This window comes from Pseudomonas lundensis (genome assembly GCF_015377145.2).
Lineage (GTDB): Bacteria > Pseudomonadota > Gammaproteobacteria > Pseudomonadales > Pseudomonadaceae > Aquipseudomonas > Aquipseudomonas lundensis.
The window spans coordinates 1,016,287-1,029,034 of sequence record NZ_CP062158.2 but is presented as its reverse complement, the minus strand read 5'-3'; the positions used below and the strand labels follow the sequence as shown (position 1 = coordinate 1,029,034).

At 49.5% G+C, this 12,748-nt stretch carries 9 protein-coding genes; 5 read left to right on the top strand and 4 right to left on the bottom strand.

The features are described from left to right. The first annotated feature begins 36 nt into the window (after nucleotides 1–36). Nucleotides 37–876 (top strand): coiled-coil domain-containing protein, encoded by an 840-nt coding sequence (locus IF654_RS05140; RefSeq protein WP_194862704.1) that lies wholly within the window; start codon nucleotides 37–39, stop codon nucleotides 874–876. A 767-nt stretch (nucleotides 877–1,643) separates the two neighbouring features. On the opposite strand, the gene IF654_RS05135 is transcribed toward IF654_RS05140, so the two are convergent. The 3 genes from IF654_RS05135 to dsr1 all read right to left on the bottom strand — a co-directional run bounded on the left by IF654_RS05135 (nucleotide 1,644) and on the right by dsr1 (nucleotide 8,469). Continuing rightward, nucleotides 1,644–3,407, bottom strand: coding sequence for an ATP-binding protein (locus IF654_RS05135; protein WP_194862705.1), 1,764 nt, complete (start codon nucleotides 3,405–3,407; stop codon nucleotides 1,644–1,646). After that, nucleotides 3,404–4,543 (bottom strand): SIR2 family protein, encoded by a 1,140-nt coding sequence (locus IF654_RS05130; RefSeq protein ID WP_194862706.1) that lies wholly within the window; start codon nucleotides 4,541–4,543, stop codon nucleotides 3,404–3,406. Before IF654_RS05130 ends, IF654_RS05135 begins: the two co-directional genes overlap by 4 nt. Nucleotides 4,544–4,647: 104 nt before the next feature. Then, nucleotides 4,648–8,469: an anti-phage defense-associated sirtuin Dsr1 gene (gene dsr1, locus IF654_RS05125; protein WP_194862707.1), complete on the bottom strand. Its 3,822-nt coding sequence runs from the start codon at nucleotides 8,467–8,469 to the stop codon at nucleotides 4,648–4,650. A gap of 855 nt (nucleotides 8,470–9,324) precedes the next feature. On the opposite strand from dsr1, the gene IF654_RS05120 reads away from it, so the two are divergent. Together IF654_RS05120 and IF654_RS05115 are read left to right on the top strand one after the other, a co-directional pair. Beyond that, on the top strand, nucleotides 9,325–10,029 hold the full coding sequence (locus IF654_RS05120) for a hypothetical protein (RefSeq protein ID WP_194862708.1): 705 nt from the start codon (nucleotides 9,325–9,327) through the stop codon (nucleotides 10,027–10,029). A gap of 305 nt (nucleotides 10,030–10,334) precedes the next feature. Further along, nucleotides 10,335–10,664, top strand: a complete 330-nt coding sequence (locus tag IF654_RS05115; protein WP_047281227.1) for a hypothetical protein — start codon at nucleotides 10,335–10,337, stop codon at nucleotides 10,662–10,664. Here IF654_RS05115 and IF654_RS05110 read toward each other — a convergent pair. Continuing rightward, nucleotides 10,658–11,053 carry a c-type cytochrome gene (locus IF654_RS05110; RefSeq protein WP_047281228.1) on the bottom strand — a complete coding sequence of 132 codons (396 nt, stop codon included), beginning with the start codon at nucleotides 11,051–11,053 and terminating at the stop codon, nucleotides 10,658–10,660. The genes IF654_RS05115 and IF654_RS05110 overlap by 7 nt on opposite strands. Before the next feature lie 180 nt (nucleotides 11,054–11,233). Here IF654_RS05110 and IF654_RS05105 point away from each other — a divergent pair, with 180 nt between their 5' ends. Further along, nucleotides 11,234–11,740: a sigma-70 family RNA polymerase sigma factor gene (locus IF654_RS05105; protein ID WP_047273825.1), complete on the top strand. Its 507-nt coding sequence runs from the start codon at nucleotides 11,234–11,236 to the stop codon at nucleotides 11,738–11,740. After that, nucleotides 11,737–12,705, top strand: a complete 969-nt coding sequence (locus IF654_RS05100) for a FecR domain-containing protein (RefSeq protein WP_194862709.1) — start codon at nucleotides 11,737–11,739, stop codon at nucleotides 12,703–12,705. Before IF654_RS05105 ends, IF654_RS05100 begins: the two co-directional genes overlap by 4 nt. Nucleotides 12,706–12,748 lie beyond the last annotated feature (43 nt).

Genomic DNA, 12,748 nt, shown 5'->3' with positions numbered 1-12,748 from the left:
GCCAATCCCTATTCGAACTACATTGAGATAGAACAAATGAACGAGATCCAAGAACTGAAAGACCGCCGCGAACAAACAATTCTCGAGAAGGAAGCACTTGAGCGGGAACTAGTCCCCTATGCGGCTGCACTCGAAGACTATGACGTGATGCAAAGTTTGGAAGACAACTTGCGCTACAAAATCACCGATAAAAAAAGAGAGGTCGGCTACCGTGAACGGGATATCGAGACGCTCGATAAGAAGATCCATCGCAGAGAAACACTGGCAAATCACCAGAACCTGATGGCTGGCTATATCGAAGCCATCACTACATGGAAAGCTGACGAAGAAGAGCTAAACCAAAAACGTAACAGCATCAGTACGCGCTTGGAGCAGGTTCGTCAGCGAGCCCATGAAGATATGGCAAAAGCTCGGCAAGCCGAGACAGAGGCCGCTACTGCATATGCACAAGCAGTAGCTTGGGGCGATGTGGAGGGGGAGAAAAGAGCTAATGAGGACGCTCAAAAAGCTGCGAAACATCTCACCTCAGCCGCTGAGCATCATCGTCGCCAACAGCTGATTATTACTGCGCTGGAGCAAGAAATCGTCACTATTGACCTGCACATCGCAGAGGCACAGAAAACGCGCGGAGACATTGAAAAACAAGCGTCACGCCTTGCAAACATAGTGCTTGAAGAACAATGGAATGCTGCAGCACTAGCTCTGCTCGAAGTAGGCGGAAAACTCTGGGCCGCTCGACGCCTTATCTATAGCGACCCTGTGGCGATGCTCACGCTGAACATCCCTGGACAGGGCGAAAACTACGGGCCTTGGGGCTGGAGCGATCTTTCAGAACGGTCTCATCAGCATAGCTTCGAAGACGTACTCGCTATGTAGCACAGATATCCCTGAAACGGCCTAGAACCAAGGTCGTTTCGGTCATCCAGAGGCTCGATCATGAACACTGCCACACAAAGCAAAATCAGTTATTCGGAATCCTTGAAAGCCAGGAAAACGCATCTGAACGGACTAATAAACCTCGTGAAGCCAAGCACAGGAAAAACGACAAAAATAGAGACTATGACGATTGCAGCAATCAATGCAGAGATAAGCATCATAGAACAACAGCTTAAAAAACGAGACTAATCCTAAGGCGGAAGCCCAATAGGCTTCCGCTTTAGTCTGAGCTGCTGGTTTATGCCAATAACTCCAACAACCCTAGACTGAAGACTTTCATTTTCTAAAACGCCCTACCACAGATACGTACTTGCACATTAAAATCAGACCCGTTAAAGCTAACAGTGGCTAAATGGGCTCCCCGGGAATTCAGTAGAACTCATCAAGCAAATACAATTACACGGCCAAGTTCAATATTATCTGCAAACACGTCACAGACGAGTGCATTATGGCAGGACTTCAAACAGCGGGACTAGATCTAAACAGAGCGCGCTCTGCTTCCAAATACAGCCCTAGCCCAAACTAGGCCATGGGGACATGGCATCACTCAAATATATACCGACCACCTACAGATAAATTTCCACTTCCTTTTCTGGACTGCACCCCATAGCTGGCTAAATGGATAACCTATCCACTTACCTGAATCTGATGACAAGCTTTACAGCTAGTGAGAAACTGAAAGAAAACCCTCTTCTCCCACTTTATTTTTAATGCCAAAGCGCTTCAAGGTCAACATCGTCGCTGCTTGGGCGATGCTCTTTAATGAGCGGATCTACTCTAAGTATCATAGGAAGATCAAACGCAGTCCCTGTAACCACACAGCAACCCTTAGCGAGGGTGGGTATAAGAGTGCGGGATGAGTAGTCGAGGGTACTGATCGTATTTTCCATTAAGTGAAGATCGCGATCATTTACTAACCTATGTATAAAAAAGTTGTGGATTTGAGAGACGATTGTTGGTGATATATCCGCTGGACGCTGGCTTGCAAGAGACAAATAGACCCCATACTTACGCCCCTCTTTTATAATCTCTTCAAAAAGCTCGAGCCTATAATCCTTCCAAACTTCATGCTCGCGAGTCGACTGCTCGGAAAGTATATTATGTGCCTCATCAATAATTAGATGCAGCGTACGATCCGGAGGACTTTTAACTACATCTTTGTGGTGCACGTAGGCATTTTTTGCAATCAATAGAGGAAGGATTTTTTTGATATCATTTTTGCATTTTTTAAGCGATATAACATGCAGCAGTGTTGGGGGCGGCGGATAATCAACGACATCAATAACGTTTCGAAGGCTCGCAAGCATAGATTTAGCCCTATTCAAAACTGGTTGAATATGATCAAACTGCGCAGATCCTTTCACGATATCTGCACACAACTGTATATTAGATCTTAATACCAGTTCCTCAAACGGATCAACTTCACTTAGGTCGATTTTACTCAGAAGCGGCTTGATATATTTAGTGAACCCTAATCCGTCAGAATTATAATAATCACCACAAACACCCCTAAAATATTTATCTTTAACATTATATACAATGGTTCGCAGGTGTTTCTGAAGCAGGGTCAATCCTATAATCCTTGCAATTTCCCTGCATAGCTCCAGAGCATCTGGCTTAGCCTCAGCCGAACTGAATACTTTTTGAAACGCGGATTTGGTGTAAGACTCAAGAGAGTTTGGTAAATCTTTGAATCTCTCTCGGCCATTAAGGACGCGCCTGAGAAATGGTTGCTGCGTATTAGTTGTCGCTTGAAATAGCAAACTCAGTGTCTCGGAATCCCAGAAATGCGAAGATTCAACTTTTAACCTATCACCCTTTTGCTTTTGATCCAGAATAGTAATTTTCTTTTCAAGCGCTGGAAGAATTTGATCTCCAGTATACTCCCCATTGAAATCTATGATAATGAATTGACTTTTTGCTTTTTTTAATGCGCTAGATTTATTTTCAAAAAGTGTAGTATATAACTTTGCCAGGGTGTTTGATTTGCCGCTACCAGTATTTCCAAAAATCCCCAAATGGCTATTAAATAGTCGAGTCCAAGGCAGGCTGATGGCTACATCTTCTTTGAGCATTGAACCAATTGAGAATTCAAACCCTTCGGTAGACCCATATATCTGAGCTACTGTTGGCTCGCTTAAAAGTGAGGCCTTGTCTCTTATCATAGGCATGTATTTTACGCCCTCACAAAATCTCTCATCAACAATATAGCCAATTGGTTTTACGTCAACCTTCCTGATATAACTAGTTTTGTCACTATCAACATCCAGCTTTCGCTCATCAAGATACTCGCCCTCTACAAGGCATACAATATCAATGAAGCCTCTTTGTATACTGATGTGTTCTCGCAATGATACTCCGCGATATTTCACCCCATTGTGATAAATTGACTCATGATTGGAATCCTCAAAAATTCTTAATGTAATCTTTATTCCAGATACTGAAATCACCTCACCAATAACTAAACTCACACCAAATCCTCCACTTCTGGCGGCACGTACTTTTGAGGCTTCAGCGAAAAAATATACTTATTAAAAGCTTCAAAATTCAGCTTCTCCCCTACTGGCGGCCCGATAATAGTAACGTTCCTCCAGAGGCGAAAGTCCTTCGCAAGGCTTTTGGCACTTTTATCGCTATAGCAACATATAAATGTCTGCAGCTGTGGATTTGAAAGAGATCGTTGAATTAGCTTGAGGATATGCTCGTCAGCGAAGGAGAACCCGAAAGTTATTAGTATAGAGTTCGGTTTTTCCAATTCATAACTCAGCAGTCTTAGCATTTGATAGTAATGCTCTTCAAATACAGTTTCGTGGAATTTCCACTTCGTGGGATTTACAATTGGAAGTTTTTTGTATTTCACCCAAAACCGGTCAATCTGTGTACTTGTATAGTCGACGTTTGGAATGCCGGCTGTCGTACCGCCTTTGGTCGTAAGATAATTTGAAAAACCCTCTATCTTTTTTATCATAGAGGGCATAAGAATGCTGTCGCGTTCAGCTTGATAGTCAACCTTGATTTTTTCATCATCTTTATACCAATACACTGAACCGTGTAGGTTTATGATGTTTATTTGTGGAATACTATAAATCGTACGTTCAAAAACTCCGGTCTGACACTGGTATGTATTAAAGTTTTTTGCATGCAAAAACCTGCTAAAAAAACCAGCTGCTCCATCATTCACTACAAAGTCGTAAGAACCCTCCCCCAGGATTTTATTTGCCGCATGAGCTAGACACCCATCGTAGTTCGTGGTGAAGATATTAACTTTCCTATTGGCATCCTGTCTTCTATCTAGCAGCCCTAATACCGTCTTCAAAAAGGCTTCATAACTTTCCAGGTTGACCAAACCATCTTCATCATCAATAAGATCCGGATCAAATCTCTGGGCTGGACATATGCATGTATTGTAATAATGCATAAATAGCGCTGTCTTTTTTTCTGGATCATTTTCAAAATGCGTTGCTAGGGTCTCAATAGACTCCAATTCATTTTTTGAATTTTTTATCTGAAGTCCAAGCGTGGGAAACAGATCAGCCGAAGCCCCGGACCCTATGAGGATATTTATGTTTTTATTGTAAATATCTAGCGGCTGAATTGAATTAAACATTTGCGCCCCACCAAGTCTTAAATTATTAAATTTCTTAATTGGGTATGAACACCAGAGTGTCAAAAACCCCACAGAATCGATTAGACCGTTTCCTCATAGCGGAATCAGCCTCCGCGACGGCGCAAGCCCTCCATGAGTTTTTGGTACCTGGCATCGTCGCTGAGTTTAGGTTCCGCTTGGACAATTTTGCTAAGGCAGGATTTTAAGTCCGATGGAATCCATGATTGATCCTCTATTGTGAGGCTAAGTAGTAGTAATGCGTCAGACGGATAATCGCTGCAAACGGAGCTTTCATTCATGTCGTGAAGCACAGAATGTGGATGCCGTATGGGCAACAACCAATCCTGGACTAAAACCAAAGCTGCTGGAAACTCTTTGCCAGATGCAATGGCTAAGCTTGCTAGTGAGTCAGCTATCGCTGGGGTTACGAGTTGTTTTGATTTCGGCCAGACATCTCGCCAAAACGGAAGAACACGATTTTCCCAATAGACTTCCTTTTGCTCGGCGGCACCTTCCAACGCTTGTGTTAGAGCCTGCGCAGAGTCCTCGAGACCTCGGATAGGTAACTCTTTAAAAGCAGACCTGAACTCTTTAGCGGTGTAGCCCTCAAGCGGGCCTAGCGCTGCATAGGTGAGAAAAGCTGCATATTGCTGGGCGTGCTCACCCAGATCGTCATAGTGCTTGGCTGTATCCAAGAATTGATTTTTGAATGCCAGCAATAGGGGGCGATATAAGCGCGGAGACCACAGGAAGCCCTCCCATACGCCCTTTGCTTCAAATGGGTAATTAGTCCAGTCAAACAAAGGAAGTAAAAATGATTCTGTCCAAGCACGATCAACACGAAATAGGAGGATTAACCTCGAACCAAGGAGCACTCTGCCATGTCGATATTTTTCTATCGTGGTATCACACAGATTGGTGAAAAAATCTTTGATCTGAGTAGGCAGACCATCGTTATCGTTGGGTTGTTTGCCAAGCCAGAGATTCAACAATGCCTGAGTAATGTGCCCAATCGGATGGTTTATGGCATCGGTCACTGGATCGTTCAATGGAGCGCCGTTGCTTGTTATTCCTGACTTTGGATCGAGCTCCAGAGCCATAATGCGCCCGCATAATTTCAGCAGGATCGATTCGTCATGACTGATGACCTTGGACACAGCATCGATCCAATACGTTACGCTGTGGACTATCTCTGCAAGAAGGTCGTCCGGCATGGTCAATATCCAAGGAACGGCATACTGCCACGACCTTCTTGTGCGACCTTTTTCGGCCCAAGTCTGAATGGCTTGCCGCCACCTGTAGGATGGCCATATTCCCTCTTCAGCCAGATCCAGTAATGCGTACATAGCGTTCAGTGGATGTCTTCGACAAGTGTCACGCCACGTGTCTTCGTAATCCCATGACTCTGAGGGTGGGGATTTAAGCCATTGAAACAACTTCTCTCTTTTACTTGGAGCGACATCAACGTTTGGGGTTTCGTCATCATCGGGCTCACCACTGATGCTCATCCATTGGACAAACTCATCTTTCTGATTGGAAGGAAGGCGCCATTTGGGGTGGGCACGTGACAAAGCTTTCAGGCGTGCAGTCGCTGCGTCGCCTAGCGAGACTCCTGAGTTTTGCAGCTTAGCGAGCCTGCGCCATACGTTACTGTCAACAAGTTCTTTCCATGCTTGGGGCTCCAGATTTTCTTTATACATTTGTCGTGGTGGACCGATTAAGATCGCCGCCTCAAGCCTAGTCTTATCAGTAGGAGCCATGAAGCGTCCTTGCAACACGATCAGTCGGAACATTTCACGCTTTGTGCTGACCGACCAAAGCCACCATGCATCATCTGTCAAAAGCCAGTCGATCCATTGATCAGGCGCGACGCAGCCCTCGTGGCTGGCAGCAAACAGCGCCAGACGCTTATAGGTCGCGAACCGAAGCGTGTACCACTCCTGCGCTATCTGGCGGGCACGAGCGATATCTGTTCCATAAACCGACGACCATGAATCCCGCAAGAGTTCGACCAGCGCTACCCAATCACGATTTTTGCGATTTTGGGCGTGGGGCGCTATCGATGGCAGATCCCAATGAGATCGGTCAACCTTCTCATCGGCTTCGCCCAATTCCTGAAGCAACTCCAGCGCATCTGTTAACAGTTGTTGGAGGTCTGTTAGCAGCAGTGGCAACGCCGTAATCCATCGATTGCTTTCGAAGGTACGAAATACCGAATAAATATCATCAGCTGCCAGGGTTAATTTCCAATCCACAAGATCACGAATCCTCCTTGGTACGGACGTCTGATCGGACTCTCCATCCCAACGAACGGGTTCCGATAGAGCAATCATCGGTGCCAGTAGTTCACGCAACTGAAAACGTGCAGTCAAAGTCAGCCCATCCCGCTTGAAACGCTCCTTCCACTCATAGAGGGCCGAGCCAGACCATGGCTGTTTGATCCTGCCTGTTAGCAAAAGCCGCCATAAGATTTGCATCAACCGACCGGGTTTTGCTCTCGGAGCATTTCGTAGAATTTCGCCCAACTCAGAATCCTGCTCACCGCTCTTCAGTCGAGAAAAAAAGCTCAAACGCTCTTCAATCCACCACCGGAATTGATGATGAATTCGACCGCCGCACTGCACTATCCATAAAAGCAGTTCAGGGTCATCCAAATGCCTGACCAGCCAACGGGCGACATGACCCATAACATCGTCCCATTGAGAACCTGAGTCACTGGCAGATACCAGCGACATGGGAGACGCAAGCGGGTACGGCGTCGGCCTTTGGACGAGGCTGAATTCAAGTTTTGCATCGGGCTCATTTCGTGGCGCCACGCCGAACCGGTTCAAGTCCGTATGGCGATACCGGGAATCGGCAAAAGCGTCTAGCCAATCCAACGAAGGCGCGGGGTTAAAGTCGGCAAAAAGACGAGCTGGTAATCCAGATTTATCAGAAAGAGCCCAAAGCACTCGACCTACATAGTCATCTTGTCTAGTGCTGGCCGATGGGCGACTTTGAGCATGGGTAACGATGAAGCGTTCCTTACCCATTACTCCGTCTCTATACACTTCTCCCCAAGCCTGGAGCGTCAAGTGCAGCGCCGAATGGTCGTAGGTGCCAGCCGGTACGTTGTAGAGTATTGGAGTTACACCTTTCGCTTCCCACTCATCTTTTCTTGCTTTCTCTTCCCCTGTAGAGGTCGAGCCGAAGGCCCATGCGTTTGGTGTGATCTCACCTTGCATTCTATCGGCAGCTATCGCATCCCTCATGTACCTGAGAACGGGATCATTGATGCTATATCCGACGAAGCAAACGACATAATTGCGAAAGAGTTCACTGACGAATCTTGCCGCCCAACGCTCAACAAGATAGGCCAAACCAAAATCGCCACTTGTGACTACTAGACGGTTCAAGCTCGCCTCGTCAGGAACTTTGGGCAATACACCATGCAAGTAGACCAATCCGTCCCAGCGACTATTTTTAGGAATAGGCAGCATCGGAGCCGAGTAGGACTGAAATTTCTGGCTGTTTTTTCTTGCAGCGCTATCGAAAATGCGATCGAAGTTTGTCGTCACTAGACGAAGTGTGCCACTCCGGCTACGGGCGAGTCTCAGCAATGCAGCATGTGTATCGACGGCACCTTTCTTACGCAAGTTAGGTTTTAGTGCTCTACAAAGAGCTTGTCGGACGGCGAACCGACCTCCGTTTATTCGACGCTCGAGCAGGTCAAGAGTGGCGTCGAATTGGTAATTATTGAAGGCTTTTTCTTCTGCACCGCCAAGCTCATCGTGAGCTTCTTTGTAGATCAACTCTACCAAACCTTTGAAGTCGGTTAAGCCTGCGGGATAGGAAATACCGGCTCCACAAAAGAACACTACGCGACCTTCCTCATGAGCCTGAAGCAGCTCATCTGGGATGTCTGGTCCGTCAGTAACAAATTGCATTCCCTTCCCCATCAAACGTGCCAAGTGTGCGCTGCCGCCTATTTAGCATGCACTGATGCCGTTTAGCCATCCTGCTTTAGCCGTTGCGCAATTTATGACAGAGCATACGCATGGTCGATAGCAACCAATCCAAGAGTTAATTACATGTAACACCAACTGCCTTTGTAACATGCATCTATGAGTACAACCCTGAACGGTGTAACTCACATTAAGTCCTTAAAAAACAATGAGTTATTAGATAATGAAACACCTGTAACACTCGTAACGTAGTTTTTGAGAGTACCCCCGCTGCCCCCAAAATAATGATTCCTCCAGCGATAAAGCGAGGTAGTTCTAGATGCCAAATAGAGGGGGCCCCTGAGGACCTCAAGCAGTTACGGGGCAGGAAACCCGCGCGATTGTGTTAGAGGAAAAGTGCACAGCTTAGTGAACAGGTGAACCGGGTGAACTGCTGGTTCACCAGTGCATTTGCACTATGGCTCAGAAGCAGCTGGGGCCCCTGGGCATTTCGAGGAGACACGGGGCAGGAAACCCGCGCGAAATCGTTAGTGGCTGGGTTTCAAAGTTTGTTGACCACACTTGACCGGTTGACCCAGTTGACTCACCTAGGTGTTCACTATCAGCAACACATCCGGGACCGTGCGGTGTGCCAAATCCCCCCCTCCTCTTTTCCTCAATACCTTTCAATTTCAACGATTGAAATTTCAATAAGCTGGGTGCCTTGCTGCTAAAAAAATCCCGCGGGTTTCCTGCCCCGTGTGCGACGCTTTCCTCCAGGGGCCCCGGCAGATATTTGGGATCTGCCATCGTCAACGGGCAATATGGATCACACATCACACTGCAAGGATTTGCCACATGCCTCAATGGGATCTGAATCAGCTGAGGGCAGCAGTTGAAAGCCGTCATGGACGAAGCCAACGCAAAGCGATATCGCCGTCAGTTGACTCAATTGAGCAGCGAAGAAACTTTGCCAGTTATCACTATCACGAATCCCTCCGCGTAATGAAGGAAGCAACAAGCGCACATGATGGTGACCTAGCAATCATGCTCCTTATTATGGGGGCCGATGAAGATGCAAGCAGCGAGTTCAGGTGGGCGAGTTTTCAAGCTGCCGCTCACGTCACCGCCTGCGTTCAGAGCATGCACAGCGTTGCCGATATCCTTGCCCACACCCTGTATTACGCATACGGCATGAATCTAGATCAGGGAAAGACTCTGGACGCACATCGTATTGGGATCCGTACCGTCTCCCAACGGCTGCCAGAAGGAACGGTCAAGGAGCAACTAAAAAAGCTTGTTGAACACGAGTCTTTCGTCTACCTCTCGGCACTAACAAATCACTCGAAGCATCGCAGCATCGTCACTACCCCCTACTCACTGGATCTCACGGGCGAAGCCGCGTCATCACATGGTTTGAAGTTTTCTGCTTTTGAGTATGACGGTGAAAATTTTACCGAGCGGTGGGTTCGGCCTACGTTAGAGGCCGAATACACCCGACAAGCGCGTTTGATAATAAGTCTTGGACAGGCACTGAATGCAGCCTTGATTGCGGATACTTAACACGCGTCGTCGCCCGCATATCCCCTGCCCTGGCATAGCAATCCAGTCAGACGATGCAGGGTAGAGTTTGAAGACAGGTTTGAATGGTGCTGTCGAGACGACTCATACTAGGGCAGCAAACGTGATCATGTATCCCTGCGTGTATCCCGGAACAGCAAACCTCTCTGGAGGCCTTGAGTTTACTGGAATACTACAGTCTCCCTCGGGCACCATCTTAAAAAAAGACCTTGAAATTCAAGGTCTTTTTTTTCGCCTGCAGAAAAGTGAACGCTGCCATACGGCACCTTCTAACAGGAAATCCCAACATGGAATCGTCGCTGGAGACTGTCGCCCTTTTCTCTCTGAAATTGGTCTATGAGACCGACGGTCATAGCCCGATTCTGCGTGACGACCCGGTGATGGATGACTATCAGCGCGAAGTGTTTGCATTGCTGGTGCGTAAAGACGACGCCCCTGCCATTCAGGCAAAAGTGGCGGATTGTCTGAGCCAGGCGCTGAACGCGTTAGGCGGCACACAAAAGCCCTTGGGACGCGAACTGCACAAGCTCGCCACCGCCTTCGCACAGGCTCAAACCCTGGGGCAAATGGGCGCGCCGCTGACTCACCTCACGAGTTACTTGAAAGACATTCAGTGATCGGCGTCCTGAAAGGTCTCCAGATAGGCCAGCAGGTTGTCGATTTTTTCCTGATCGCTGATCCCCCAGAAAATCATGCGCGTACCACTGACGACCTTCTTCGGCGCTTCGATGTAGGCCGCCAGCTTGTCCTTGGTCCACACCACGCCTGAATGCTTCATGGCGTCGGAGTATTGATAGTCGGGGGTTGCCCCGGCAGGCCGTCCGATCACGCCATTGAGTTGCGGGCCAAAACCGCCCCGGGCGCCTTTGCCGATGCTGTGGCAACCCGCGCACATTTTCGTGAATAACCTGCCGCCCGCTTCAGCATCCCCCGCTGCGACGGCCGCTGAGCTCATCATTCCGGCAGCGATAATCAGGGCCAGGCCTGGCAAGACGGGGGATTTCATGGGCGACTCCAGTCAGATGTTGCAAACAATGTCAGTGACCAATTATGCCCGCACCCGCGGCGTCTCTCCAATCACGACCCGACACCGTTGTGTATGCATCCGCGCACGCAGTGATTGCAGTGGCCATCATCTCGCCGCTACTATTGAGAACTATTCGCACTCACATCTGGACGCCAACCGGTGCATTCTCCTTCGACCAGCAAGCTGGGTTTCTTTTTCAGCGATCATCATCGCTGGTTGCTGCAACACATTCAGCGCCGCTTACGTAATCACGCCGACGCACAGGACACGGCGGCGGACACGTTTTGCCAGTTGCTGGCGGCCCAAGTGGACCCGGACAGCATTGAGCAACCCCGTGCTTACCTGTCGACCATTGCCCGGCGGCTGATCTTCGATCGACACCGGCGACGCCAGCTGGAACTGGCCTATCTGGAGCGATTGGCGCTGTTGCCGGAAGCCGTCGCCCCCTCGCCAGAAGAACAACTGCAACTGACCGAAGCACTGATTGCCATTGACCGCGCGCTCGACGGCTTGCCGATGGCGGTCAAAGCCACATTCCTTTACAGCCAGCTCGACGGTTTGAGCTACGTGGCCATCGCTCAAAAGCTGGGGCTTTCAGAACGCACCGTCAGCCGCTACATGAAGCAAGCCTTGCGCATGTGCTACCTGTGCGAGGCCAGCCAATGAGCAAGCCGCAACTGGACCCGATCAGCGAACAGGCGATTGACTGGATGGTCAAACTGCGCGCCGAGACGCCCACGCCGGATCTGCTCAAACGCTTCACGTGTTGGCTCAATCACGACCCGGCTCACCAGCAGGCGTGGACCACGCTGCAAAACCGCATCGGCGCCTCGTTCAACCCATTGCGCGCACTGGATAACCGCGTACCCGGCCAGGCCAGCGAAGCCCGCAAGGTCCTGCTTCACCCCCACACCACGCGGCGTGACGCCTTGCGCATGATCGCAGGGCTGGGAGTACTGGGCGGCGGTTTATGGCTCGGCGCAAAAAGCCCGTCTGGTGTTTCCTTGCTGGCCGACCTGTCAACGGGCCGCGCTCAACGTCAAGACTTCAATCTGGCAGATGGCAGCCACCTGAGCCTCAATGCCAACAGCGCCGTGGACCTGCACTTCGATGCCGCTCAACGCCTGCTCATCTTGCGCCGCGGCGAACTGGTGATTCAGGTAGCGCCCGATCCACAACGGCCCTTGCGGGTGCGTACGGCGCAGGGTGAAGTCCGCGCCTTGGGCACGCGCTTTCTGGTGTCTCAAGAGCACGGAGTCAGCCGTGTGGTGGTGCTGCAGCATGCCGTTGAAACCCGCCTGCCCAACGGCGCAACGCTTAACCTGCAAGAAGGCCAGTCAGCGCTGCTGCATGCCGACCGCATCACCCCGGTGCCTGGTGAACAACGCCAGCGCGCCGACTGGCAAAGCGGCAGGCTGAACGTGCTGGATGATCCGCTGGAGCAGGTCGTGGATGCGTTGAGGCCTTATACCCGTGGCTTCGTACGCGTGGCGCACGAGGTACGGCAATTACGCGTACAAGGCGTGTATCCGCTCAACGATCCCCAGCGGGCATTCGCCGCACTGGCAGAAACCCATGCCATTCGCGTGGATCACTACAGCCCATGGCTGACCGTGATCAGCGCCCGATGAGAGTGATGTTTTCTTTTTGAACATTCATCGTATTTGTGTCCGG

Bases quoted from the DNA above. Each gene is read 5' to 3' on its own strand.
- IF654_RS05140 (WP_194862704.1), top strand. From the start codon at position 37: ATGAACGAGATCCAAGAACTGAAAGACCGCCGCGAACAAACAATTCTC.
- IF654_RS05130 (WP_194862706.1), bottom strand. From the start codon at position 4,543: ATGTTTAATTCAATTCAGCCGCTAGATATTTACAATAAAAACATAAAT.
- dsr1 (WP_194862707.1), bottom strand. From the start codon at position 8,469: ATGCAATTTGTTACTGACGGACCAGACATCCCAGATGAGCTGCTTCAG.
- IF654_RS05120 (WP_194862708.1), top strand. From the start codon at position 9,325: ATGCCTCAATGGGATCTGAATCAGCTGAGGGCAGCAGTTGAAAGCCGT.
- IF654_RS05115 (WP_047281227.1), top strand. From the start codon at position 10,335: ATGGAATCGTCGCTGGAGACTGTCGCCCTTTTCTCTCTGAAATTGGTC.
- IF654_RS05110 (WP_047281228.1), bottom strand. From the start codon at position 11,053: ATGAAATCCCCCGTCTTGCCAGGCCTGGCCCTGATTATCGCTGCCGGA.
- IF654_RS05100 (WP_194862709.1), top strand. From the start codon at position 11,737: ATGAGCAAGCCGCAACTGGACCCGATCAGCGAACAGGCGATTGACTGG.